Genomic DNA, 23,626 nt, shown 5'->3' on the forward strand with positions numbered 1-23,626 from the left:
CCGGAGTCGAAGCCGGCTACGTCGGAGTCTAGCAGCTACCACGCGTTGGGGTGGCGCGTAGTTTGTTCGGCGTGTCGCTTTCGCAGAGCGTGCGCCACAGCCACATGGCGACGACCACCGCGTCCGACTGCACCGCAAAACCCGGTGCGTAGTCGGGGTTGCCGGCCAGTCCGGTCAGTAGCCGCGGAACGTTCTCGCACAGTGTTTGCAGGTCGCCGTTGCGAACCCGCACGGGCCGCTGCTCGCACGTGCGCACGCCGGCGGCGCCGTACCTCAGGCAGGCGAATTCCCAGTGCAGCCGCACCCACCCGTCGCGGCGCATTTCAGGTCGTAGGCGAGACTCGTTGGGCGGCAAGCCAATAACGGCTCGCGGCTGGTTGTCGTCGTCGAGTAATGTTGCCACCGCTGGCGCCTGCGGTAACCAGCCCTGGGTCTCGTCGACCCAAATGATCGGCGCGACAAGATCGCAGCGCTCGTGTTCGATGCGGCCATCGCCTTTGCGGCCGTGGTCACAGACGATCACGATGTTGTGGTGCCGGCTCATCGCCAATTCACCTGCACCCGTTCGGGATTGAATATCCTGCCGCTCTTGCCGACCGGCTGGACAACGACTTCAGCGAGGACGTCGAGGACGGCGCGGAACCGGTCCGGCGACAGCTCGGCTATCATCCCGGCGACTTGCGGTGTTCCCAACGGTATCCCGTCGAACACTCGGAGCCGTTCCTGATCCTGTTGGCGGGCCTGAAGTTTCGTTATCTTGGCGTTGACGATGTCGGTGCTGATCTTCACCTGGCGCGCGGTCAGTAGCCCTTCGGCGCGTTCGACGGCGAGCCTGTCCAGCTCCCCGTAGAGGGTTTCCAGTTCCAGGCGGATGGTTTCGGCTTCGGCGGCGTCGTGAATCTCCCGGCACAACAAGTCAACGGCGTCGGGCATGGCCAGCCGCTCGGCCACGATGTGATACAGGATCGGTTCGATGTTGTCGGCCAGGATGGCCACCCCGTGGCACGCCTTGCACACGTAGACGACCTGGCCGTCGGTGCGGTAGCTGCCGGCCAGGTGGTTGCCGCATTTGCCGCAGCCTGCCAGCCCGGTCAGCAGGTGGCGGCGCACGCTTTTGCGGCCGGGGGCGCGGCCGGGGGCGTCCAGCACGGCCTGGGCGGCCCAGAACGTCGCCTCGTCCACCAGCGGCGACCACTGGGCCTTGCCGACAATCGCGTCGCGGTCCACCGGGCCGTAGCGGGCACCCTTATATGCGCGTAGTCCGGCGTTGCGGGGTTTGCGCAAGAATTTCGACAGCGTTGTAGTCGTCCACGGGCGGCCGGTGATGGTGAACGCCCCGGCGTCGTTCCACTGGCGGCACACGTCGCCCAGGGACGCCCCGGCGAGGATGTCGGCGTAGGCCTGTTTGACCAGCGGCGCTGTCCGGGGGTCGGGTTCGGGACCGTTGGGGCCGGGCAGGTAGCCGAAGGCTTTCGACCAGTTGGGGTGGCCGCGTTCAGCTTTCTGGCGGGCGGCGCGGCGCTGTCGTGCCTTCTTGTGCTCGGTTTCGTGAGCGGCCACCGACCCCTTCAGGCGGGCGACTAGCCGGCCCTGGGGTGTCGCCAGGTCAACGTCGCCGGCGACGGTGGCCAGGGCCAGCCGCTTCTCGTCGGCTAATGACATGAAGGCTTCCAGCTCGATGGGACGGCGATGGAGCCGGTCCAGGTCCCAGGCCACCACGGCGGCGATCTTGCCGGCGGTGATGTCGGCCAACATCTGCTCGTAGGCGGGGCGGCGCTTGCCGGTTGATGCGCTGACGTCGTTGTCGAGGTACTCGACGGGCACCCATTTTCGCTGCCCGCACAGCTTTAGGCAGTCCTCGCGTTGGCGGGCCACGCCGAGCTGTTCGCCGGAGCGGTCTTCTGAGATTCGGAGGTAGACAGCAGCACGCACAGGTGTAGTGTATCTCACAGGTCCACGGTTGGCCGTGGTTGAGGTGGGGTGGTGGTAGCCATTCGGTGTGGCCGTGGGTGTTTTTGCGGGTGGTCCAGCCTTTTTCGGCGAGTCGGTTGTCGGGGTCGCAGGCCAGGGTGAGGTCGGTGATGTCGGTGCGTCCGGTGCTGGTCCAGGCGGTGACGTGGTGGGCTTGGCTGTGGTAGGCCGGTGCGTCACAGCCGGGTTTGGTGCAGCCGCGGTCGTTGGCGAACAGCATGATCCGCTGGGCCGGGGAGGCTAGGCGTTTGGTGTGATACAGCGCCAGGGGTGTGCCGTGGTCGAAGATCGCCTGGGGGTACCTCCCGCTTGCGGGGGAGTAGTGGTGGGCGTGGCTGGTCATGCGGATCACATCGGCCATGGGTAGCAGGGTGCCGCCGCCGGTGAAGCCCTTGCCGGCGCCGGTTTGCAGGTCGGTCAGGGTGGTGGTGACCACGATCGAGACGGGAAGACCGTTGTGTTGGCCCAGTTTCCCGGAGGCGAGCAGGGCCCGCAGCCCGGCCAGCAGCCCGTCGTGGTTGCGTTGGGCTTGGCTGCGGGTGTCGCGGTCGATGGCGGCCGCATCGGGGGTGGTGTCGATGACCGGGGTGTGGTCGTCGGGGTTGGTCGCGCCGGGGGCGGCCAGTTTGGCTAGCACGGCTTCAAAGGTGGCCCGCGCTTGGGGGGTCAGGTAGCCACTCAGGCGCGACATGCCGTCGTATTGCTGGTTGCTCAGGGTGATGCCGCGTTTGCGGGCGCGTTCGGTGTCGGTGAGGTCGCCGTCGGGGTGTAGCCAGTCCATGACCCGCTGGGCGTAGCGGGCCAGCTCGTCGGGACGATATTGAGCGGCTTTGCCGGCCAGGTCGGCTTCGGCGGCCTGGCGGGTGGACACATCCACCGCGGCGGGCAGGTGGGCGAAAAAGGGCGCGAATCACTTTGATGTGCGCCTCGCCGATCAGGCCCTGGCGTTGGGCGGTGGCGGTGGCGGTCAACTGTGGGGCTAGCGGTTCGCCGGTGAGTGCTCGACGAGGTCCGAGATCGGCGGCGTCGGCGATGCGTAGGGCGGCTTCGGGCTTGGTGATGCGTAACCGGTTGGCCAGCGCGCAGCACAGCGTGCCGCCCAGTTCTTCCTCGCTGGCTTGGGTGTCGAGTTGGTTGATCAACGTGTGCTGGGCCGCCGGTAGCCGGCGCGCCAAGCATTCCAGACGTTCCAGAGACCGCAGCCGTTCCGGGGTGGTCAACACCTCAAAGGACACCTCGTCCAAGCGGTCCAGCTCGGCATCCAGCGCGTCGAAGACCTCGACAAGCTCCTCCCGGCTATTCGCTAACATGTTCGAATCATAACGTCGGGCACTGACAAGAAGTCGCGCCGACAGCTGCTAGAACTGGTGTTAGCTAAGTGAATTCAGTGACTCGAGAGCCCTCGCGAGCTTGGCCGCCCACCAGGTCGGCGGGGATGCCTACCAGGATTCGATCCCGCCAACCGGCAATCTGACCAACCGGGCATAACCCCCGCCGGTGAACCGCAGTTTAGTGAGCGGCTTGAGGTTGCGGGATCGACGATTCGGCGTCTGGGCCGCTGTGTGGGATGCCTGGCGGGTCGAGTGCGAGTGCTGATAGCTGGGCCGCTGCCAACGATCCGTGACCTCCGCCCACGTCGCGTTTGTCCCCGTGCGCACCGCTACCGTAGCCTGAACACCGTTTCATTCAGGCCGCCGAGCAGGCGGCGGATGGGTTCCGCGCGTGCGGAGATGACGAAGGATGCAGGGGAGTACCTGGTGACGCAAGCGGCAACGCGACCGACGAACGACGCCGGCCAGGATGGCGGGAACAACTCGGACATTCTGGTGGTTGCCCGCCAACAGGTGCTGCAGCGCGGTGAGGGCCTGAACCAGGACCAGGTGCTGGCGGTGCTGCAGCTACCCGACGACCGGCTCGAGGAGCTGTTGGCGCTGGCCCACGAGGTGCGGATGCGCTGGTGCGGACCCGAGGTCGAGGTCGAAGGCATCATCAGCCTGAAAACCGGTGGCTGCCCGGAGGATTGCCATTTCTGCTCGCAATCGGGGCTGTTCGCCTCCCCGGTGCGCAGCGCCTGGCTGGACATACCCAGCCTGGTCGAGGCGGCCAAACAGACCGCCAAGTCCGGCGCCACCGAGTTCTGCATCGTGGCCGCGGTGCGCGGACCCGACGAGCGATTGATGGCCCAGGTCGCGGCCGGCATCGAGGCGATTCGCAACGAAGTCGAGATCAACATCGCCTGCTCCCTAGGGATGCTGACCGCCGAGCAAGTGGACCAACTGGCGGCGAGGGGGGTGCATCGCTACAACCACAACCTCGAAACGGCGCGCTCGTTCTTCGCCAACGTCGTCACCACCCACACCTGGGAAGAGCGCTGGCAGACGCTATCGATGGTGCGTGACGCGGGCATGGAGGTTTGCTGCGGCGGCATCCTCGGCATGGGGGAGACGCTGCAGCAGCGCGCGGAATTCGCCGCCGAGCTTGCCGAGCTGGGCCCCGACGAGGTCCCGCTGAACTTCCTCAACCCGCGGCCCGGTACCCCGTTCGCCGACCTGGAGGTAATGCCGGTCGGTGACGCGCTCAAGGCGGTGGCCGCCTTCCGGTTGGCGTTACCGCGCACCATGCTGCGGTTCGCCGGTGGCCGCGAGATCACCCTGGGTGACCTCGGCGCCAAGCGAGGCATCCTGGGCGGCATCAACGCCGTGATCGTCGGCAACTACCTGACCACCCTCGGCCGGCCCGCGGAAGCCGACCTGGAACTGCTCGACGAGCTACAGATGCCGCTGAAGGCACTCAACGCCAGCCTGTAAATGGTGGAAATCGTGGCTGGAAAACAACGCGCTCCGGTCGCTGCCGGCGTGTACAACGTGTACACCGGGGAACTGGCGGATACGGCCACGCCGACAGCGGCTCGGATGGGTCTGGAGCCCCCCCGGTTCTGTGCGCAGTGCGGTCGCCGGATGGTCGTCCAGGTCCGGCCCGACGGCTGGTGGGCGCGCTGTTCTCGCCACGGGCAGGTGGACTCGGCCGACTTGGCGACACAGCGGTGACCGAGCCACCCGGTTTTGGCGGACCGTCCGAGCCTTCCGGTGCACCGCGGACGTCGCGGACACGGGCGGTCCTGTTTGTGATGCTGGGTCTGTCGGCGACCGGTGTGTTGGTCGGTGGCCTGTGGGCGTGGATCGCCCCGCCAATCCATGCCGTCGTGGCCATCACACGCGCGGGTGAGCGGGTGCACGAGTATCTGGGCAGCGAATCCCAGAACTTCTTCATCGCGCCATTTATGCTGCTGGGGCTCTCGAGTGTGCTGGCTGTCGTGGCATCGGCATTGATGTGGCAGTGGCGAGAGCACCGCGGACCGCAGATGGTTGCTGGGCTGTCGATTGGGCTGACGACCGCTGCGGCGATCGCGGCGGGAGTTGGCGCGCTGGTGGTTCGGTTGCGCTACGGTGCGTTGGACTTTGACACCGTGCCACTTTCCCGCGGCGACCACGCCCTGACGTACGTCACCCAGGCCCCGCCGGTGTTTTTCGCCCGCCGGCCGCTGCAGATCGCCCTCACTCTCATGTGGCCGGCTGGCATCGCGTCGCTGGTATATGCCCTGCTTGCGGCCGGGACGGCGCGGGACGACCTGGGCGGCTATCCGGCTGTCGATCCGTCGTCGAACGCTCGTACTGAAGCCCTGGAAACCCCTCAGGCCCCGGTGTCCTAGGAGAGTCGCAGCCGCCCGCCGGCATCCGGAGCGGACCGTGTCTCCGGTCGGGTGTCAGCGCTTGGATTCAAGCGGCAGATCGTCGAACTGGTTTAAGTCTGGCGTGACGAGGTTGTGTGCCAGGTCCGAGTTCGCGCCGGTATGCGCAGAGCGCATTGGCCAGGTCAGAGCGGACGGCGGCTCAACTTCCTGCCGGTGATCACCTTGGCCGCGATCACGGCCAGTCTCGCCATGCCGGCGTAGGTCATCGGGTTGAAGATGGTCGGCCACGTGGTCCGGACGCGGTGGTCGGTCAGTGGCTTGCCGGCGAACCGGTCGGTGAGCCAGCGAAGCGTCATTGGGGCCGACAGCGGGTGCAGGGACACATGTTCGCTGAACAGGTCGCGGTGGTAGGTGACGTTGGCGCCGCCGGCTGTATAGCTGTCAGCGAGCGCGTCGATGTCAGAGACGTCGATGAGGTAGTCATGCACGGCCTGCACGATCAATACCGGCGGGGTGGGCACCGCGCTACCCAGCTTGGTGTCGCCGAAGACATGGGAAACCTCCGGCGTCGACAGAATGTCCTCAAGGGGTTCGTCGAGGAAGTCACCCATGTCCCTGCCGGCCATCCGGATCACTGCGTCTACCGTTGTCATCTCCGTCAGTTGCTCCAGCAGCTGACGTCCTTCGTCGTTGGCGTGCTCCTTGATCACCCGGGCCAGGCCGGGGTAGCTGTGTTGCAGCGCGGCCACCACCAACGCGGGCAGACCGGCAAGAAGAGTGCCATTGAGCCGGCGGAACGTGTGACCAAGGTCACCGACGGGTGATCCCAGCACGGCGCCGACGATGTCTAGGTCCGGTGCGTACTCGCCGCATGCTTCGGCGGCCCACGCGCTGGCCAGCCCGCCGCCGGAGTAGCCCCACAGCCCGATCGGCGTTGCCGGGGACAACCCGACACGCTCGGAATTCAAGGCAGCCCGGATTCCGTCGAGGACTCGGTAACCGGGTTCATACGGCGACCCCCACAGCCCTTTCGGCCCTTCATGGTCGGGTACTGATACCGCCCATCCTTCGGCAAGTGCGGCGCTGATCATCAACAGCTCCATTTGGGTCAGTGACCCCAGGGCCTTGGCCCGTCGTCGCAGGGCATATGACGGAAAACAGCGCGACGACATGGCATCGATCGCACACTGGTACGACAGCAAGGGGCAGGTCTGACCCGGGGCAAGCTCCGCTGGGACGATCACCGTGGTCACCGTCGCCTCGGGGTTGCCGTACATGTTCGTGGTCCGGTACAGCAGCTGGGTAGCGGTGACGGGCTGCGGAATCAAGCCCATAAACGCCAGTTCGACATCGCGCGAGCGCAACACCGTTCCGGGCACGGCATGCTGGTAGCCGGCAGGTGGGAAGTAGAACGGATCGTCGGATGGCAGCAGCGGGCGCACTTTGCGCTGCAATTCCTCGTGCGGTGGCCGGCCGATCCATTCGGCGCCGGTCGCGCCTGCCAAATTGCCGGGCTCTACCATTAGGCTCCCTTCATGGCCATCCGGCATCCTCGCGCGTGATCGGTCCCTGACGGGGTAGCAGCGCGGTTTGCCTGTCGCAGTTCAGCGCCGGCACTCAAGGTCAGCGTCGGCACTCGAATGGCGCCAGCGGCTCTTATCCGGCTCTTAAAGTCTCATACAAGTTACAGGATCCAAGGGCCGACTCCGAGGCCAGCGCGGCGTGGCGCCTATCACAGGTTGGGTACGCCGAGTTCCCCCATCGCTGGTGCGACCAGATTCAAAGCTGGCCGGGAGGCCGCAGTGCGGCGAACTCGTCAGTGACTCTTAGCTGCGAGTCGGTAAACCGGTACAACGCCGCCGGGCGGCCACCGCTGCGGCCGGACTGCGCGATGGTTCCGGTTTGGGTGATGACTCTGCGACGGGCCAGTACCCGCTGCAGGTTGGTTGCGTCGACCTGGTAGCCCAGTGCGGCGCCGTAGATGTCGCGCAGCGTTGAGAGCGCGAATTCTTTTGGGGCCAAAGCGAATCCGATGTTTGTATAGGACATCTTGGCAATCAGCCGGGTGCGGGCATGGGTCACCATCGGACCGTGATCGAACGCCATTGGCGGCAAGGAACTCACCGGGTGCCAGCGGGTGTCTGCTGGCAGCTCGGGGGTGGCGGGGGAGGGCACCACCCCCAGGTAGGTCGACGCGATCATCCGGATGCCTGGCAGCCGGTGTGGGTCGGAAAACACCGCGAGCTGTTCTAGATGGGCCAACTCTCGCAGGTCGACTTTCTCGGCCAGTTGGCGCCGAACCGAGCTGGTCATGTCTTCGTCGTTGCGTAGCCGTCCGCCCGGCAGCGACCACGCGCCGCGCTGCGGCTCCTTCGCACGTTGCCACAGCAGCACATTGAGCTGGGGTTTTGCCGCACCGCGGCTCATGCCAACTCCGCGCACTTGAAAGACGACGGCCAGCACTTCGTGGGCGGTGCTACCATGGGCCATGTTTTCGATTATAAGTCGAAAACCTGTTGGAGCGCGGAAGGGGCGGCAATGACTGTGCTGAATCGCACGGACACGCTCGTGGATGAACTGACTGCCGACATCACCAACACACCGCTCGGCTACGGCGGGGTTGACGGTGACGAACGGTGGGCCGCCGAGATTCGCCGTCTGGCGCATTTGCGCGGGGCCACCGTCCTGGCGCACAACTACCAGCTGCCCGCGATCCAGGACGTTGCCGACCACGTCGGGGATTCGCTGGCGCTATCGCGGGTGGCCGCCGAGGCACCGGAGGACACCATCGTGTTCTGCGGAGTGCACTTCATGGCCGAGACCGCCAAAATTCTCAGCCCGCACAAAACCGTGCTGATCCCGGATCAGCGGGCCGGCTGTTCGCTGGCCGATTCGATCACCCCCGACGAGCTGCGCGCCTGGAAGGACGAGCATCCCGGCGCCGTCGTCGTTTCCTACGTCAACACCACGGCGGCCGTCAAGGCGCTCACCGACATCTGCTGCACCTCGTCAAACGCCGTCGACGTGGTCGCATCCATCGATCCCGACCGCGAGGTGTTGTTCTGTCCGGACCAATTCCTCGGTGCACACGTGCGCCGGGTGACCGGCCGCAAGAACCTGCATGTGTGGGCCGGCGAATGCCACGTACACGCCGGGATCAACGGCGACGAGCTCGCTGACCAGGCCCGCGCACATCCCGATGCCGAACTGTTCGTGCATCCGGAGTGTGGTTGCGCAACCTCGGCGCTATACCTCGCCGGCGAAGGAGCATTCCCAGCCGAGCGGGTAAAGATCTTGTCCACCGGCGGCATGCTCGAAGCGGCGCACACGACGCGCGCCCGCCAGGTGCTGGTCGCCACCGAGGTCGGCATGTTGCACCAGCTTCGCCGGGCGGCACCGGAAGTCGACTTTCGCGCGGTCAACGACCGCGCCTCATGCAAGTACATGAAGATGATCACCCCCGCGGCCCTGTTGCGCTGCCTGGTAGAGGGTGCCGACGAAGTCCATGTCGATCCGGGAATCGCCGCCAGTGGGCGTCGCAGCGTGCAGCGGATGATCGAAATCGGCCATCCCGGCGGTGGCGAATGATGGCCGGTCCCGCTTGGCGGGATGCGGCCGATGTTGTCGTGATCGGCACGGGCGTTGCCGGGCTGGCGGCGGCATTGGCCGCCGATCGCGCCGGGCGCAGCGTCGTGGTGCTCAGCAAGGCTGCCCAGACGCACGTGACCGCGACACACTACGCGCAAGGCGGTATCGCGGTGGTGCTGCCGGACAACGACGACTCGGTCGACGCTCACGTCGCGGACACCTTGGCCGCAGGCGCGGGCCTATGCGATCCCGATGCGGTGTACTCGATCGTCGCCGACGGCTACCGAGCGGTTACCGATTTGGTCGGAGCTGGGGCACGGTTGGATGAATCGGTCCCGGGCCGTTGGGCGTTGACGCGCGAAGGCGGGCACTCGCGGCGACGCATCGTGCACGCGGGTGGCGACGCGACCGGCGCCGAGGTTCAGCGGGCGCTCCAGGATGCCGCCGGGATGCTCGATATCCGCACCGGCCACGTGGCGTTGCGAGTGCTGCACGACGGTACCGCGGTGACCGGGCTATTAGTGGTCAGACCGGACGGATGCGGCATTATCAGCGCTCCGTCGGTGATCCTGGCCACCGGCGGGCTCGGGCACCTGTACAGCGCGACCACCAATCCGGCGGGCTCCACCGGCGACGGCATCGCCCTGGGATTGTGGGCGGGCGTCGCGGTCAGCGATCTCGAGTTCATCCAGTTCCACCCCACGATGCTTTTTGCCGGACGCGCCGGGGGTCGGCGGCCGCTGATCACCGAGGCCATCCGCGGCGAGGGTGCGATCTTGGTGGACAGGCAAGGCAATTCGATAACGGCAGGCGTGCATCCGATGGGTGATTTGGCGCCGCGCGACGTCGTCGCCGCCGCCATCGACGCGCGGCTGAAGGCCACCGGCGATCCGTGCGTCTACCTCGACGCCCGCGGCATCGAGGGCTTCGCGTCCCGGTTCCCGACAGTCACGGCATCCTGCCGGGCTGCCGGCATTGACCCCGTCCGGCAACCGATCCCGGTTGTTCCCGGTGCGCACTACAGCTGCGGCGGCATAGTGACCGATGTGTACGGCCAGACCGAGCTGCTCGGGTTGTACGCCGCTGGCGAGGTGGCCCGCACCGGGTTGCACGGCGCCAACCGCCTGGCCTCCAACAGCTTGCTAGAGGGTTTGGTGGTGGGCGGCCGCGCCGGAAAGGCCGCCGCCGCCCACGCCGCGGCGGCCGGGCGTTCGCGTGCGACCTCGTCAGCGACCTGGCCCGAACCGATCAGCTACACCGCACTGGACCGCGGCGACCTGCAACGGGCGATGAGCCGGGACGCGTCGATGTACCGCGCCGCCGCCGGGCTGCACCGGCTGTGCGACAGCCTATCCGGAGCACAGGTTCGCGACGTGGCTTGTCGCCGCGATTTCGAGGACGTGGCGCTCACGCTGGTCGCGCAGAGCGTGACCGCCGCCGCCTTGGCCCGCACCGAAAGCCGTGGCTGCCATCATCGCGCGGAGTACCCGTGCACCGTGCCGGAGCAGGCACGCAGCATCGTGGTCCGGGGAGCCGACGACGCAAATGCGGTGTGTGTCCAGGCGCTAGTGGCGGTGTGCTGATGGGGTTATCCGACTGGGAGCTGGCTGCGGCTCGAGCAGCAATCGCGCGTGGGCTCGACGAGGACCTCCGGTACGGCCCGGATGTCACCACATTGGCGACGGTGCCTGCCAGTGCGACGACCACCGCATCGCTGGTGACCCGGGAGGCCGGTGTGGTTGCCGGATTGGATGTCGCGCTGCTGACGCTGGACGAAGTCCTGGGCACCAACGGTTATCGGGTGCTCGACCGCGTCGAGGACGGCGCCCGGGTGCCGCCGGGAGAGGCACTTATGACGCTGGAAGCCCAAACGCGCGGATTGTTGACCGCCGAGCGCACCATGTTGAACCTGGTCGGTCACCTGTCGGGAATCGCCACCGCGACGGCCGCGTGGGTCGATGCTGTGCGCGGGACCAAAGCGAAAATCCGCGATACCCGTAAGACGCTGCCCGGCCTGCGCGCGCTGCAAAAATACGCGGTGCGTACCGGTGGCGGCGTCAACCATCGGCTGGGGTTGGGTGATGCCGCGCTAATCAAGGACAACCACGTTGCCGCCGCCGGATCCGTGGTAGACGCGCTACGTGCGGTGCGAAATGCTGCACCCGATCTGCCGTGCGAGGTGGAAGTGGACTCGCTTGAGCAGCTCGATGCCGTGCTGCCGGAAAAACCCGAGCTGATCCTGCTGGACAATTTTGCGGTGTGGCAGACGCAGACCGCGGTGCAGCGTCGGGACTCGCGCGCGCCCACCGTCATGCTGGAGTCATCCGGTGGGCTCAGCCTGCAGACGGCGGCGACCTACGCCGAAACCGGGGTGGACTACCTGGCGGTCGGGGCGCTCACACACTCAGTGCGCGTGCTCGACATCGGCTTGGATATGTAGCCGGGCGGCCCCGGCGCCCATTAGGCGGCGCCGGATAGGGTAGGCGCCGTGGCGCGAACGTTCGAAGATCTCGTGGCCGAAGCCGCATCAGCATCCGTCGGCGGCTGGGATTTTTCCTGGTTGGACGGCCGCGCGACCGAAGAACGCCCGTCATGGGGCTATCAACGACAACTCAGTCAGCGGCTGGCGAACGCGACGGCTGCCTTAGATCTTGAGACAGGCGGCGGAGAGGTGCTAGCCGGCGCGGGCAACTTCCCGCCCACCATGGTCGCTACCGAAGCGTGGCCACCCAACGCGGCTATGGCCACTAGGCGGCTGCATCCGCTGGGCGCGGTCGTCGTCATCACCGGCGATAAACCGCCACTGCCCTTTGCCGATGCGGCGTTTGACCTGGTGACCAGCCGCCACCCCAGCACCCGATGGTGGACCGAGATTGCCCGGGTTCTCCGGGCTGGCGGCAGTTACTTCGCCCAACACGTCGGACCGGCCACGCTGTGGGACCTGCGCGAGCATTTCCTCGGGCCGCGAGAACACAACGGGGCCGATCAGTACGCGCAGGTTGTGCGCACCTGCATCACCGACGCCGGCCTCGAGATCGTCGACCTGCAGATGGAGCGGTTGCGGGTGGAATTCTTCGACGTCGGTGCCGTCATCTACTTTCTGCGCAAGGTGATCTGGTTTCTGCCGGACTTCACCGTCGAGGGCTACCACGATCGGCTGCGTGCACTGCATGAGCGCATCCAGGCCGAAGGGCCCTTCGTCACCTACTCCACCCGCGCGCTCATCGAGGCCCGCAAACCGTCCTGACGTCGGCCGGGGCCTTAGGCTCAGGCGATATCGCCGACGAAGACCCCGATCCGGCGCAGCTGCAAGCGCGCCATCCGCGGCAGCCCCTGACCGTCGGAGCCGGCGGGCACAATCCGGGGGTTGATGACGTGAACAACGCCGCGGGCGAAGTGCACGTCGGCTTCGCCCGCGGCCAACACGTTCTTGACCCAATCCGTCTTACCGTGCGCGAGCGCGATCGCCAGCACACCGTCCTTGCGGTAGGCGGTCACAATCGTTTGGTATGGCTTTCCAGACTTGCGACCGCGGTGCTCGATCGTGGCCGTTCCGGGTAGGTAGCGCGCTATCGGTTTGAGCGCCCGGTTGATGTACTTGACCTGCAGACGCTCGAGCCAGAGCGGGAACACCATCGGAACGCCCGGGGCGTTATTCGGGTGATCCTTTGCGGACATGGCGGCTCCTCTTTGCCGGTCCTTTCTACTGCACTGTACCGGTCAGATATCGACTTGAGCTGCTCTGGGAGAATGGTCTACGTGACCGCGCCGCCGCCCGTGCTTACCCGTATCGACTTGCGGGGAGCCGAGTTGACAGCTGCCGAGCTGCGGGCCGCTCTGCCACGCGGCGGCGCCGATGTGGAAGCCGTGCTGCCGACGGTACGGCCCATTGTGGCGGCCGTCGCCGAGCGCGGGGCCGAGGCCGCGCTGGACTTCGGCGCATCGTTCGACGGTGTGCGGCCCCATGCCATCCGGGTGCCAGACGCAGCGCTGGACGCGGCGCTGGCCGGACTGGACTGCGACGTCTGCGAAGCGTTGCAGGTGATGGTCGAGCGGACCCGCGCCGTGCACTCCGGGCAGCGTCGCACCGACGTCACAACCACACTGGGCCCGGGCGCGACGGTCACCGAGCGGTGGGTTCCGGTCGAGCGGGTAGGCCTGTACGTGCCGGGGGGCAATGCGGTGTACCCATCCAGCGTGGTGATGAACGTGGTGCCCGCCCAAGCCGCGGGCGTCGACTCGTTGGTGGTAGCCAGCCCGCCGCAGGCGCAGTGGGATGGAATGCCGCATCCGACCATTCTGGCCGCGGCCCGGCTGCTGGGCGTCGATGAGGTCTGGGCGGTCGGCGGCGCTCAGGCGGTGGCGTTGCTGGCTTACGGCGGCACCGACACCGACGGCGCAGCACTGACACCGGTCGACATGATCACCGGGCCTGGCAACATCTATGTCACGGCCGCCAAGCGACTGTGCCGTTCGCGGGTGGGCATCGACGCCGAAGCGGGGCCAACCGAGATCGCTATCCTCGCCGATCACACCGCCGACCCGGTGCATGTGGCCGCCGACCTGATTAGCCAGGCCGAACACGACGAGTTGGCTGCCAGCGTGCTGGTCACTCCGAGTGAGGACCTGGCCGATGCCACCGACGCCGAACTGGCTGGCCAGCTGCAGACTACGGTGCACCGCGAACGGGTGACGGCCGCGCTGACCGGACGCCAATCGGCGATCGTCCTGGTCGACGACGTGGACGCCGCCGTCTTGGTGGTGAACGCTTACGCCGCTGAGCATTTGGAGATTCAGACCGCCGATGCCCCGCAGGTTGCCAGCCGGATCCGCTCGGCGGGAGCCATTTTCGTCGGCCCGTGGTCCCCGGTGAGCCTCGGCGACTACTGCGCGGGATCCAACCATGTACTGCCGACCGCGGGCTGCGCCCGGCATTCCAGCGGCCTGTCGGTGCAGACGTTCCTGCGCGGCATCCACGTCGTGGAATACACGGAGGCGGCCCTCAAAGACGTTTCCGGACACGTGATCACGCTCGCCACGGCCGAGGACTTGCCGGCGCACGGTGAGGCGGTACGGCGGAGGTTCGAGCGATGACCAGGTCCGGACACCCGGTTACATTGGACGACTTGCCGCTGCGCGCCGACTTGCGTGGTAAAGCACCATACGGTGCACCGCAATTAGCTGTTCCGGTACGGCTGAACACCAACGAGAACCCGCACCCGCCTACCCGGGCGCTGGTTGACGACGTGGTGCGATCGGTGCGGGAAGCGGCCATCGACTTGCACCGCTACCCCGACCGCGACGCCGTGGCTCTGCGTGCTGACTTGGCCGGCTATCTCACCGCGCAGACCGGAATCCAGCTTGGTGTCGAAAACATATGGGCTGCCAACGGTTCCAATGAGATTCTGCAGCAACTGTTACAGGCGTTTGGCGGTCCGGGGCGTAGCGCGATCGGTTTCGTACCGTCCTATTCGATGCACCCGATCATCTCCGACGGCACCCACACGGAATGGATCGAGGCGTCCCGCGCCAATGACTTCGGTCTCGACGTGGACGTCGCCGTCGCGGCTGTGGTCGATCGCAAACCCGATGTGGTGTTCATTGCTAGCCCTAACAACCCGTCCGGACAAAGTGTTTCGTTACCTGACCTGTGTAAGCTGCTGGACGTTGCGCCCGGAATTGCGATCGTCGACGAGGCCTACGGCGAGTTCTCCTCGCAGCCCAGCGCGGTGTCGCTGGTCGAGGAGTATCCGAGCAAGCTCGTCGTCACGCGCACCATGAGCAAGGCATTCGCTTTCGCCGGCGGCAGGCTCGGATACCTGATCGCTACGCCCGCGGTGATCGACGCAATGCTGCTGGTGCGGTTGCCGTATCACCTGTCGTCGGTCACTCAAGCCGCGGCCCGGGCCGCGCTGCGGCACTCCGACGACACCTTGAGCAGTGTCGCCGCACTGATCGCCGAACGCGAACGCGTAACAACCTCATTGAACGACATGGGTTTTCGAGTCATCCCAAGCGATGCCAACTTCGTGTTGTTCGGCGAGTTTGCCGATGCGCCGGCCGCCTGGCGGCGCTATCTGGAGGCCGGCATTTTGATCCGCGACGTTGGGATTCCCGGCTATCTGCGGGCCACCACCGGGCTGGCTGAGGAGAACGATGCGTTCCTGCGGGCAAGCGCCCGGATCGCCACCGACCTGGTCCCCGTCACCCGCAGTCCTGTAGGAGCGCCATGACAACCACCCAGACAGCCAAAGCTAGCCGGCGGGCGCGTATCGAACGGCGTACCCGCGAATCCGATATCGTCATCGAGCTCGACCTTGACGGTACCGGGCAGGTGGCCGTCGACACCGGTGTTCCGTTCTACGACCACATGTTGACCGCGCTGGGCAGTCACGCCAGCTTCGACCTCACCGTGCGCGCCACAGGTGATGTCGAAATCGAAGCCCATCACACCATCGAGGACACGGCAATCGCGCTGGGCACCGCGCTCGGGCAGGCCCTAGGTGACAAGAGGGGCATCCGCCGGTTTGGCGATGCCTTCATCCCGATGGACGAAACACTGGCCCACGCCGCCGTCGACTTATCCGGCCGCCCCTATTGCGTGCATACCGGAGAGCCGGATCACCTGCAGCACACCACTATTGCCGGCAGTTCAGTGCCCTACCACACCGTCATCAACCGGCACGTGTTCGAATCGTTGGCGGCCAACGCCCGCATCGCGCTGCACGTCCGCGTGTTGTACGGGCGCGACCCGCACCATATCACCGAAGCTCAATACAAGGCCGTCGCGCGCGCGTTGCGTCAAGCGGTCGAGCCAGATCCTCGGGTGTCAGGCGTGCCGTCCACCAAAGGTGCTCTGTGACAGCAAAATCGGTTGTAGTCCTTGACTACGGCTCAGGAAACCTGCGGTCGGCCCAACGTGCGCTGCAACGAGTAGGCGCCGAGGTCGAAGTAACCGCCGATACCGACGCCGCAATGACCGCTGACGGACTGGTGGTGCCGGGCGTCGGTGCTTTCGCGGCGTGCATGGCGGGCCTGCGCAAGATCAGCGGAGAGCGAATCATCGCCGAGCGGGTGGCCGCCGGCCGCCCGGTGCTGGGGGTCTGTGTCGGTATGCAGATTCTGTTTGCTTGCGGGGTCGAATTCGGTGTGCAGACGCCAGGCTGCGGGCACTGGCCGGGGGCGGTCATTCGACTTGAGGCCCCGGTGATTCCGCACATGGGCTGGAATGTCGTGGATTCCGCTGCGGGCAGCGCGCTGTTCAAAGGGTTGGACGTCGACGCCCGGTTTTATTTCGTGCATTCCTATGCCGCGCAGCGATGGGAAGGCTCACCCGACGCGCTGCTGACCTGGGCCACATATCGGGCGCCGTTCCTCGCTGCGGTGGAGGACGGCGCATTGGCCGCCACCCAGTTTCATCCGGAGAAGAGTGGCGATGCCGGTGCAGCCGTACTGAGCAACTGGGTTGATGGACTTTAAAGGATACTGGTGATGCCGCTGATACTTTTGCCCGCCGTCGACGTGGTCGAGGGTCGTGCCGTGCGCCTCGTTCAAGGGAAGGCCGGCAGCCAAACCGAGTACGGCTCAGCGGTGGATGCCGCGTTGGGCTGGCAACGCGATGGCGCCGAGTGGATCCATTTGGTGGACCTGGATGCTGCGTTCGGCCGCGGTTCCAACCACGAACTGCTTGCCGAGGTTGTCGGCAAGCTCGACGTACAGGTTGAGCTATCCGGCGGTATTCGAGACGACGAGTCGCTGGCCGCGGCGCTGGCCACCGGATGCGCTCGGGTCAATGTGGGCACTGCTGCCCTGGAAAACCCGCAGTGGTGTGCCCGGGTGATTGGCGAGCACGGCGACCAGGTCGCCGTCGGCTTGGACGTCCAGATCATCGACGGCGAGCATCGGTTGCGCGGACGCGGCTGGGAAACCGACGGCGGCGACCTGTGGGACGTGCTAGAACGCCTAGACAGTGAAGGATGTTCGCGGTTCGTCGTGACCGATATCACCAAGGACGGCACCCTGGGCGGCCCCAATCTGGACCTGCTGGCCGGTGTTGCCGACCGCACCGACGCCCCGGTGATCGCGTCCGGAGGTGTGTCCAGCCTCGATGACCTGCGCGCCATTGCGACTCTCACGCACCGCGGCGTCGAGGGGGCCATCGTCGGCAAGGCCCTCTACGCCCGTCGGTTCACCTTGCCGCAAGCGTTGGCCGCGGTTCGGGACTAGATCGGCGATGCACTTGGATTCGTTGGTTGCCCCGCTGGTTGAACAGGCGTCGGCGATCCTGGATGCCGCAACGGCGCTCTTTCTCGTCGGTCATCGCGCCGATTCAGCGGTCCGCAAGAAGGGTAACGACTTCGCCACCGAAGTCGATCTAGCGATCGAGCGGCAGGTTGTCGCAGCGCTGGTGGCGGCCACCGGCATCGAGGTGCACGGCGAGGAGTTCGGCGGCCCGGCAGTCGACTCGCGGTGGGTGTGGGTACTGGACCCCATCGACGGCACAATCAACTACGCCGCCGGATCGCCGTTGGCTGCGATCCTGTTGGGCCTGCTGCACGACGGAGTTCCGGTGGCCGGCTTGACCTGGATGCCATTCACCGACCAACGCTATACCGCCGTGGCGGGTGGTCCGCTGATCAAGAACGGTGTACCGCAGCCGCCGCTGGCTGACGCCGAACTGGCCAACGTGCTCGTCGGCGTCGGCACATTCAGCGCCGACTCACGGGGCCAGTTCCCGGGGCGATATCGACTGGCGGTGCTGGAAAAGCTCAGCCGAGTGTCATCGCGGCTGCGCATGCACGGATCCACCGGCATCGATCTCGTCTTCGTCGCTGACGGGATACTCGGTGGTGCAATAAGTTTCGGAGGTCACGTTTGGGACCATGCCGCTGGGGTGGCGTTGGTACGAGCCGCCGGTGGCGTGGTCACCGACCTGGCTGGGCAACCGTGGACCCCTGCATCGCGTTCTGCCTTGGCCGGGCCACCGCGCGTGCATGCCCAGATCCTCGAGATTCTTGGCAGCATAGGGGAACCAGAGGACTACTGAGATGTATGCCGACCGTGACCTTCCGGGGGCTGGGGGCCTCGCGGTACGCGTGATCCCGTGTCTGGATGTCGACGATGGGCGGGTGGTCAAGGGAGTCAACTTCGAGAACCTCCGCGACGCCGGTGATCCCGTGGAACTCGCCGCCGTCTATGACGCGGAGGGCGCGGACGAGTTGACCTTTCTCGACGTGACCGCGTCGTCGTCCGGAAGAGCCACCATGCTGGAGGTGGTGCGCCGCACCGCCGAGCAGGTGTTCATCCCGCTGACGGTGGGCGGTGGGGTACGCACCGTCGCCGACGTCGATTCGCTGCTACGGGCTGGGGCTGACAAAGTCGCCGTCAACACGGCCGCCATCGCTTGCCCGGACTTGCTGGCGGACATGGCGAGGCAGTTCGGCTCGCAGTGCATCGTGTTGTCCGTCGACGCGCGCACAGTTCCGGTGGGATCAGCCCCGACACCGTCGGGTTGGGAGGTCACCACTCACGGCGGTCGTCGTGGCACCGGTATGGACGCCGTGCAGTGGGCGGCCCGTGGCGCCGACCTCGGTGTGGGGGAGATCCTGCTCAACTCGATGGACGCCGACGGCACCAAAGCCGGATTCGACCTGGCTTTGCTGCGTGCGGTCCGTGCCGCGGTCACGGTGCCGGTAATCGCCAGCGGGGGCGCCGGTGCTGTGGAGCACTTCGCGCCAGCGGTTGCCGCGGGGGCCGATGCAGTGTTGGCGGCCAGCGTCTTTCACTTCCGGGAGCTGACGATCGGTCAGGTGAAGGCGGCCCTGGCCGCGGAAGGAATCACCGTGCGATGACACTCGACCCAAAGATCGCGGCGCGGTTGAAGCGTAATGCCGACGGACTGGTTACCGCCGTCGTCCAGGAGCGGGGCAGCGGTGACGTGCTGATGGTTGCCTGGATGAACGACGAGGCCTTGGCCCGTACCCTGCAAACCCGTGAGGCCACTTACTATTCGCGATCCCGTGCCGAACAATGGGTCAAGGGCGCGACGTCCGGCCACACCCAGCACGTTCACTCGGTGCGCCTGGATTGTGACGGCGACGCCGTATTGTTGACGGTTGACCAGGTCGGCGGTGCCTGCCATACCGGCGATCACAGTTGCTTCGATGCCGCGGTGTTGTTAGAACCCGACGACTAACCCGCCGCGGAAAGACTGGGGCTAGCGGCTCGCGGCGCAACAGATTGCAGTGGTCGCCCGCGAGGCAAGAGTGCCCATCGACACGCCGCCGAGCGAGCGCGGACATACCACCTTGGGATCCATGCAGATGTCAAGGGGGGTTGCCCGTCCGGGCGATGGCGTCGATGAGAATGGCGGTCGATGCTGAAACGAGTGCCCTGGACCGTTGTGCTGCCTTCGCTGGCCTTTGTCGCGCTGGTATTGACCTGGGGAAAGCAGATCGGCCCGGTGGTGGGCTTGCTAGCGGCGGTGCTGTTAGCCGGTGCTGTCCTGGCCGCGGTCAACCATGCCGAGGTGGTGGCGGCCCGGGTGGGTGAGCCATTCGGTTCGCTGGTGCTCGCGGTCGCGGTGACGACCATCGAGGTGGCGCTGATCGTTGCGCTCATGGTGTCCGGCGGGGACGATGCGGCGACGCTCGCCCGCGACACCGTGTTCGCCGCGGTGATGATCACCACCAACGGGATCGCCGGGTTGTCCCTGCTGCTGGGTTCGCTGCGCTATGGCGTGACGTTGTTCAACCCCCACGGCAGCGGCGCCGCGCTGGCCACGGTCACCACACTGGCGACGCTGAGCCTGGTGCTGCCCACGTTCACCACCAGTCAGTCGGGCCCCGAGCTATCGCCCGGCCAGCTCATCTTCGCCGGCGCCGCGTCGCTGGGACTCTACGTGTTGTTCCTGTTCACCCAGACTGTCCGGCATCGAGACTTCTTCCTACCGGTGGCGCAAAAGGGCGCGGTCGAGGATGACAGCCACGCCGATCCACCGAGCACCCGCGCGGCGCTGCTGAGCCTTGGATTGCTGCTCGTCGCTTTGGTTGCGGTGGTGGGTCTGGCCAAGGTGGAATCGCCGGTCATCGAGGAGGTCGTCTCGGCGGCCGGGTTTCCGCAATCCTTCGTCGGCGTGGTCATCGCCACACTGGTGCTGTTGCCGGAGACACTTGCGGCGGCCCGCGCGGCCCGGCAAGGCCGCCTGCAGACCAGCCTCAATCTGGCGTACGGTTCCGCGATGGCGAGTATTGGACTCACCATCCCGACCATCGCCCTTGCTTCCCTGTGGCTCAGTGGCCCGCTGCAACTTGGCCTCGGTGCCATTCAGTTGGTGCTGCTGGTGCTCACGGTTGTGGTCAGCGTGCTGACCGTGGTTCCCGGTCGGGCCACCCGTCTGCAGGGCGAGGTGCATCTGGTGTTGCTGGCTGCTTACCTGTTTCTTGCCGTCGTCCCGTGATGAATCCGTGCGCAAGCGATGGTTTTCGCCGCCGCTATCCAGATCTGATTGCCCGCAGCGTCGCTAACGCTTTGTCGGCGTGGGCGTCCATGCTGAATTCGCTGGAGATCACGTCGAGCACCTTACGGTCGGTGTCGATGACAAAGGTCGTGCGTTTGACCGGCATCAACTTGCCCAACAGACCGCGCTTGACCCCGAATTGGGCGGCGACCGTGCCTTGGGCGTCCGAAAGCAGCGGGTAGTCGAAACGCCGCACCTCGGCGAATTTGGCCTGCTTTCGAACGGGATCGGTGCTGATGCCGACCCGGCTGGCCCTGACCTCGGCGAATTCTTTGGCCAAGTCGCGGAAGTGGCAGGCTTCTTTGGTGCAGCCAGGCGTCATCGCCGCCGGATAGAAGAACAGGACCACGGGTCCGTCGGATAGCAGGACGCTAAGCCTGCGAGGAGTCCCGGTCTGATCGGGCAGTTCGAAGTCGGCTACCGTGTCACCGGTTTTCATAGTCGTCAGGCTACAACCGATTGCCCGACTCCTTGCGCGCCGCTTCGCGGCTGGGGGTGCCCCCATGCGCGCCGTTTGCGCGGCGTGCATCGTCGTCGGGCTACGCCCGGGCCGATCGGCGTATCTGGGAAGATGGTTCGGTGCACGCCGACCTCGCAGCCACCACCTCGCGTGAGGATTTCCGCCTCCTGGCGGCCGAGCACCGGGTGGTTCCGGTGACTCGCAAGGTCTTGGCCGACAGCGAGACGCCGCTGTCGGCCTACCGCAAGCTCGCCGCCAATCGCCCGGGTACGTTCCTGCTGGAGTCGGCCGAGAACGGCCGGTCGTGGTCGCGATGGTCGTTTATCGGTGCGGGGGCGCCAACGGCGTTGACCGTGCGTGAGGGGCAAGCGGTATGGCTGGGTGCCGTGCCCAAGGACGCTCCCACTGGCGGAGACCCGCTGCGGGCGCTGCAGGTGACCTTGGAGCTGCTGGCTACGGCGGATCGTCAGTCCGAGCCGGGTCTTCCGCCGCTGTCGGGTGGCATGGTCGGTTTCTTCGCCTATGACATGGTGCGACGGCTGGAACGATTGCCGGAACGGGCCGTCGATGACCTCTGCCTGCCGGACATGCTGCTGTTGCTGGCCACCGATGTGGCGGCGGTCGATCACCACGAGGGCACCATCACGTTGATCGCCAACGCCGTGAACTGGAACGGCACCGACGAGCGGGTCGACTGGGCCTACGACGACGCGGTCGCTCGGCTGGACGTGATGACCGCAGCGCTCGGCCAACCACTACCGTCAACCGTGGCCACCTTCAGCCGACCCGAGCCGCGCCACCGTGCGCAACGCACCGTCGAAGAATATGGTGCGATCGTCGAATACTTGGTGGATCAGATTGCAGCCGGTGAAGCGTTCCAGGTGGTGCCCTCGCAGCGCTTCGAGATGGACACCGATGTCGATCCCATCGACGTGTACCGAATTCTGCGGGTAACCAACCCAAGTCCCTACATGTATCTACTGCAGGTGCCGAATAGTGATGGTGCAGTGGACTTTTCGATTGTTGGATCCAGTCCGGAGGCGCTGGTAACGGTCCACGAAGGCTGGGCGACGACGCATCCGATCGCCGGAACCCGGTGGCGCGGAAGGACAGACGACGAGGACGTGCTTCTGGAAAAAGAGCTGCTGGCGGACGACAAAGAACGTGCCGAGCATCTGATGCTGGTCGACCTCGGCCGAAACGACCTGGGTCGGGTCTGCACGCCGGGCACTGTTCGGGTCGAGGATTACAGCCACATCGAGCGGTACAGCCACGTGATGCACCTGGTGTCCACGGTGACCGGGAAGCTCGGCGAAGGGCGCACCGCGCTGGACGCGGTGACCGCCTGCTTTCCGGCCGGCACGCTGTCGGGCGCGCCGAAGGTGCGGGCGATGGAGCTGATCGAAGAGGTGGAGAAGACACGCCGCGGCCTTTACGGCGGTGTCGTCGGTTACCTTGACTTCGCCGGCAACGCTGACTTCGCCATCGCCATCCGCACCGCGCTGATGCGTAACGGCACGGCTTATGTCCAGGCAGGCGGTGGTGTGGTGGCCGACTCCAACGGATCCTACGAATACAACGAGGCGAGGAACAAGGCTCGGGCTGTGCTCAACGCGATCGCTGCCGCCGAGACGCTGGCCGCTCCGGGCGCGAACCGCAGTGGCTGCTAATGCCGGCAGTGTTCGGCCCAACCGCCGGGCCAGGCCGATGATCGGCATCGCCCAGTTGCTGTTGGTGGTTGCCGCCGGGGCGCTGTGGATGGCCGCACGGCTGCCCTGGGTGGTCATCGGGTCATTCGACGAGCTGGGGCCGCCGAAGGAGGTGACGCTGACCGGTGCGTCGTGGTCGACCGCTTTGCTGCCGTTAGCGCTGCTGATGCTGGCCGCGGCGGTGGCGGCGCTCGCGGTGCGCGGCTGGCCGCTGCGGGCGCTGGCAGTGTTGCTGGCCGCGGCCAGCTTCGCGGTCGGCTACCTCGGCATCAGTCTGTGGGTGGTCCCGGATGTCGCGGCCCGCGGAGCCGATCTTGCCCATGTCCCAGTGGTGACGCTGGTCGGAAGCGCCCGGCACTATTGGGGCGCGGTGGCGGCGGTGTTGGCGGCAGTGTGTGCTTTGCTCGCTGCCGTCTTCTTGATGAGTTCGGCGGCGATTCGCGGGTCGGCTGGCGAGGACATGGCGAGATATGCGGCGCCCCGCGCCCGCCGGTCGATTGCCCGGCGCCAGCACTCGAATGCGGCCGGCCGGGCGGCTCCGCAAGACGACGGGCCGGATATGGGGCCGCGGATGTCGGAGCGAATGATTTGGGAAGCTCTTGACGAGGGCCGTGACCCGACCGATCGGGAGCAGGAGTCTGACACCGAGGGGCGGTGACGGACCGCGCGCTGACGGTCGCTACCCTTCA

Annotated in this window: 24 protein-coding genes and 1 pseudogene; 18 read left to right on the plus strand and 7 right to left on the minus strand. The window is 66.4% G+C overall.

From position 1 onward, the window contains the following. Nucleotides 1–28: 28 nt before the first annotated feature. From FF952_RS08415 to FF952_RS08425, 3 genes and pseudogenes are all read right to left on the minus strand, one after another. The gene (locus FF952_RS08415) at nt 29–544 is read right to left on the minus strand and encodes a hypothetical protein (RefSeq protein ID WP_003903978.1); all 516 of its coding nucleotides are present in this window, start codon (nt 542–544) and stop codon (nt 29–31) included. Continuing rightward, nucleotides 541–1,950 carry a recombinase family protein gene (locus FF952_RS08420; protein ID WP_129467346.1) on the minus strand — a complete coding sequence of 470 codons (1,410 nt, stop codon included), beginning with the start codon at nt 1,948–1,950 and terminating at the stop codon, nt 541–543. Before FF952_RS08420 ends, FF952_RS08415 begins: the two co-directional genes overlap by 4 nt. Further along, nucleotides 1,937–3,281 (minus strand): annotated as a pseudogene (locus tag FF952_RS08425) (HNH endonuclease signature motif containing protein); the annotation flags it as partial. The pseudogene FF952_RS08425 and the gene FF952_RS08420, both read right to left, overlap by 14 nt. A gap of 447 nt (nt 3,282–3,728) precedes the next feature. Between FF952_RS08425 and bioB the strand changes: the two are divergent. From bioB to FF952_RS08440, 3 genes are read left to right on the plus strand one after another with little or no spacing between them, the layout of a single operon-like run. Continuing rightward, nucleotides 3,729–4,778: a biotin synthase BioB gene (gene bioB / locus FF952_RS08430; RefSeq protein WP_003898934.1), complete on the plus strand. Its 1,050-nt coding sequence runs from the start codon at nt 3,729–3,731 to the stop codon at nt 4,776–4,778. Beyond that, nucleotides 4,779–5,018: a biotin synthase auxiliary protein BsaP gene (bsaP, locus tag FF952_RS08435; RefSeq protein WP_003407914.1), complete on the plus strand. Its 240-nt coding sequence runs from the start codon at nt 4,779–4,781 to the stop codon at nt 5,016–5,018. After that, on the plus strand, nt 5,015–5,680 hold the full coding sequence (locus FF952_RS08440; protein WP_003903982.1) for a DUF2567 domain-containing protein: 666 nt from the start codon (nt 5,015–5,017) through the stop codon (nt 5,678–5,680). Before bsaP ends, FF952_RS08440 begins: the two co-directional genes overlap by 4 nt. A 164-nt stretch (nt 5,681–5,844) precedes the next feature. On the opposite strand, the gene FF952_RS08445 is transcribed toward FF952_RS08440, so the two are convergent. Beyond that, the gene (locus FF952_RS08445) at nt 5,845–7,185 is read right to left on the minus strand and encodes a lipase family protein (RefSeq protein ID WP_003407926.1); all 1,341 of its coding nucleotides are present in this window, start codon (nt 7,183–7,185) and stop codon (nt 5,845–5,847) included. Nucleotides 7,186–7,441: 256 nt separating this feature from the next. Continuing rightward, nucleotides 7,442–8,152, minus strand: coding sequence for an NUDIX hydrolase (locus FF952_RS08450; RefSeq protein WP_003898937.1), 711 nt, complete (start codon nt 8,150–8,152; stop codon nt 7,442–7,444). 48 nt (nt 8,153–8,200) lie between these two features. Here FF952_RS08450 and nadA point away from each other — a divergent pair, with 48 nt between their 5' ends. From nadA to FF952_RS08470, 4 genes are read left to right on the plus strand one after another with little or no spacing between them, the layout of a single operon-like run. After that, on the plus strand, nt 8,201–9,250 hold the full coding sequence (gene nadA / locus FF952_RS08455; protein ID WP_003407931.1) for a quinolinate synthase NadA: 1,050 nt from the start codon (nt 8,201–8,203) through the stop codon (nt 9,248–9,250). Beyond that, entirely contained in the window at nt 9,250–10,833 is a 1,584-nt protein-coding gene (locus tag FF952_RS08460; protein WP_003901204.1) for an L-aspartate oxidase, read from the plus strand. The genes nadA and FF952_RS08460 overlap by 1 nt, the downstream gene beginning before the upstream one ends. After that, nucleotides 10,833–11,690 carry a carboxylating nicotinate-nucleotide diphosphorylase gene (gene nadC / locus FF952_RS08465; RefSeq protein WP_003407935.1) on the plus strand — a complete coding sequence of 286 codons (858 nt, stop codon included), beginning with the start codon at nt 10,833–10,835 and terminating at the stop codon, nt 11,688–11,690. Before FF952_RS08460 ends, nadC begins: the two co-directional genes overlap by 1 nt. Nucleotides 11,691–11,738: 48 nt before the next feature. Beyond that, nucleotides 11,739–12,497: a methyltransferase domain-containing protein gene (locus tag FF952_RS08470; RefSeq protein WP_003898940.1), complete on the plus strand. Its 759-nt coding sequence runs from the start codon at nt 11,739–11,741 to the stop codon at nt 12,495–12,497. A 20-nt stretch (nt 12,498–12,517) separates the two neighbouring features. On the opposite strand, the gene FF952_RS08475 is transcribed toward FF952_RS08470, so the two are convergent. After that, nucleotides 12,518–12,928, minus strand: coding sequence for a nitroreductase family deazaflavin-dependent oxidoreductase (locus FF952_RS08475; protein WP_003407939.1), 411 nt, complete (start codon nt 12,926–12,928; stop codon nt 12,518–12,520). 99 nt (nt 12,929–13,027) lie between these two features. Here FF952_RS08475 and hisD point away from each other — a divergent pair, with 99 nt between their 5' ends. From hisD to FF952_RS08520, 9 genes are all read left to right on the plus strand, one after another. Further along, a complete protein-coding gene (gene hisD / locus FF952_RS08480; protein WP_003407943.1) occupies nt 13,028–14,344 on the plus strand; it encodes a histidinol dehydrogenase in 1,317 nt (438 codons plus the stop codon). Then, nucleotides 14,341–15,483: a histidinol-phosphate transaminase gene (locus tag FF952_RS08485; protein ID WP_003407947.1), complete on the plus strand. Its 1,143-nt coding sequence runs from the start codon at nt 14,341–14,343 to the stop codon at nt 15,481–15,483. The genes hisD and FF952_RS08485 overlap by 4 nt, the downstream gene beginning before the upstream one ends. After that, a complete protein-coding gene (gene hisB, locus FF952_RS08490) occupies nt 15,480–16,112 on the plus strand; it encodes an imidazoleglycerol-phosphate dehydratase HisB (protein WP_003407950.1) in 633 nt (210 codons plus the stop codon). The genes FF952_RS08485 and hisB overlap by 4 nt, the downstream gene beginning before the upstream one ends. After that, nucleotides 16,109–16,729, plus strand: coding sequence for an imidazole glycerol phosphate synthase subunit HisH (gene hisH, locus FF952_RS08495; protein WP_003407952.1), 621 nt, complete (start codon nt 16,109–16,111; stop codon nt 16,727–16,729). Before hisB ends, hisH begins: the two co-directional genes overlap by 4 nt. Nucleotides 16,730–16,738: 9 nt before the next feature. Continuing rightward, the gene (gene priA / locus FF952_RS08500; protein WP_003900374.1) at nt 16,739–17,476 is read left to right on the plus strand and encodes a bifunctional 1-(5-phosphoribosyl)-5-((5-phosphoribosylamino)methylideneamino)imidazole-4-carboxamide isomerase/phosphoribosylanthranilate isomerase PriA; all 738 of its coding nucleotides are present in this window, start codon (nt 16,739–16,741) and stop codon (nt 17,474–17,476) included. A gap of 7 nt (nt 17,477–17,483) precedes the next feature. Next, nucleotides 17,484–18,296 (plus strand): inositol monophosphatase family protein, encoded by an 813-nt coding sequence (locus FF952_RS08505; RefSeq protein WP_003407957.1) that lies wholly within the window; start codon nt 17,484–17,486, stop codon nt 18,294–18,296. 1 nt (nt 18,297) lies between these two features. Then, a complete protein-coding gene (gene hisF, locus FF952_RS08510) occupies nt 18,298–19,101 on the plus strand; it encodes an imidazole glycerol phosphate synthase subunit HisF (RefSeq protein ID WP_003898942.1) in 804 nt (267 codons plus the stop codon). Further along, on the plus strand, nt 19,098–19,445 hold the full coding sequence (gene hisI / locus FF952_RS08515) for a phosphoribosyl-AMP cyclohydrolase (RefSeq protein WP_003407963.1): 348 nt from the start codon (nt 19,098–19,100) through the stop codon (nt 19,443–19,445). Before hisF ends, hisI begins: the two co-directional genes overlap by 4 nt. 180 nt (nt 19,446–19,625) lie before the next feature. Beyond that, the gene (locus tag FF952_RS08520; protein ID WP_003898943.1) at nt 19,626–20,708 is read left to right on the plus strand and encodes a calcium:cation antiporter; all 1,083 of its coding nucleotides are present in this window, start codon (nt 19,626–19,628) and stop codon (nt 20,706–20,708) included. A 34-nt stretch (nt 20,709–20,742) separates the two neighbouring features. Here the strand turns inward: FF952_RS08520 and bcpB are convergent, their stop codons facing one another. Next, entirely contained in the window at nt 20,743–21,207 is a 465-nt protein-coding gene (gene bcpB, locus FF952_RS08525; protein WP_003407974.1) for a peroxiredoxin BcpB, read from the minus strand. A gap of 140 nt (nt 21,208–21,347) precedes the next feature. Here bcpB and FF952_RS08530 point away from each other — a divergent pair, with 140 nt between their 5' ends. Both FF952_RS08530 and FF952_RS08535 read left to right on the plus strand, forming a co-directional pair. After that, a complete protein-coding gene (locus tag FF952_RS08530) occupies nt 21,348–22,898 on the plus strand; it encodes an anthranilate synthase component I (RefSeq protein ID WP_003407977.1) in 1,551 nt (516 codons plus the stop codon). Continuing rightward, nucleotides 22,888–23,595, plus strand: coding sequence for a TIGR02234 family membrane protein (locus FF952_RS08535; protein ID WP_003407980.1), 708 nt, complete (start codon nt 22,888–22,890; stop codon nt 23,593–23,595). The genes FF952_RS08530 and FF952_RS08535 overlap by 11 nt, the downstream gene beginning before the upstream one ends. Nucleotides 23,596–23,626 lie beyond the last annotated feature (31 nt).

The organism is Mycobacterium tuberculosis complex sp. N0072, assembly GCF_030323725.1.
GTDB lineage: Bacteria > Actinomycetota > Actinomycetes > Mycobacteriales > Mycobacteriaceae > Mycobacterium > Mycobacterium tuberculosis.

Excerpts from the sequence above, each read along its gene's own strand:
- FF952_RS08415 (WP_003903978.1), bottom strand. The coding sequence starts at position 544 with ATGAGCCGGCACCACAACATCGTGATCGTCTGTGACCACGGCCGCAAA.
- bsaP (WP_003407914.1), top strand. The coding sequence starts at position 4,779 with ATGGTGGAAATCGTGGCTGGAAAACAACGCGCTCCGGTCGCTGCCGGC.
- FF952_RS08445 (WP_003407926.1), bottom strand. The coding sequence starts at position 7,185 with ATGGTAGAGCCCGGCAATTTGGCAGGCGCGACCGGCGCCGAATGGATC.
- FF952_RS08450 (WP_003898937.1), bottom strand. The coding sequence starts at position 8,152 with ATGGCCCATGGTAGCACCGCCCACGAAGTGCTGGCCGTCGTCTTTCAA.
- nadA (WP_003407931.1), top strand. The coding sequence starts at position 8,201 with ATGACTGTGCTGAATCGCACGGACACGCTCGTGGATGAACTGACTGCC.
- FF952_RS08460 (WP_003901204.1), top strand. The coding sequence starts at position 9,250 with ATGGCCGGTCCCGCTTGGCGGGATGCGGCCGATGTTGTCGTGATCGGC.
- nadC (WP_003407935.1), top strand. The coding sequence starts at position 10,833 with ATGGGGTTATCCGACTGGGAGCTGGCTGCGGCTCGAGCAGCAATCGCG.
- FF952_RS08475 (WP_003407939.1), bottom strand. The coding sequence starts at position 12,928 with ATGTCCGCAAAGGATCACCCGAATAACGCCCCGGGCGTTCCGATGGTG.
- FF952_RS08485 (WP_003407947.1), top strand. The coding sequence starts at position 14,341 with ATGACCAGGTCCGGACACCCGGTTACATTGGACGACTTGCCGCTGCGC.
- hisB (WP_003407950.1), top strand. The coding sequence starts at position 15,480 with ATGACAACCACCCAGACAGCCAAAGCTAGCCGGCGGGCGCGTATCGAA.
- FF952_RS08505 (WP_003407957.1), top strand. The coding sequence starts at position 17,484 with ATGCACTTGGATTCGTTGGTTGCCCCGCTGGTTGAACAGGCGTCGGCG.
- hisF (WP_003898942.1), top strand. The coding sequence starts at position 18,298 with ATGTATGCCGACCGTGACCTTCCGGGGGCTGGGGGCCTCGCGGTACGC.
- hisI (WP_003407963.1), top strand. The coding sequence starts at position 19,098 with ATGACACTCGACCCAAAGATCGCGGCGCGGTTGAAGCGTAATGCCGAC.
- FF952_RS08520 (WP_003898943.1), top strand. The coding sequence starts at position 19,626 with ATGCTGAAACGAGTGCCCTGGACCGTTGTGCTGCCTTCGCTGGCCTTT.
- bcpB (WP_003407974.1), bottom strand. The coding sequence starts at position 21,207 with ATGAAAACCGGTGACACGGTAGCCGACTTCGAACTGCCCGATCAGACC.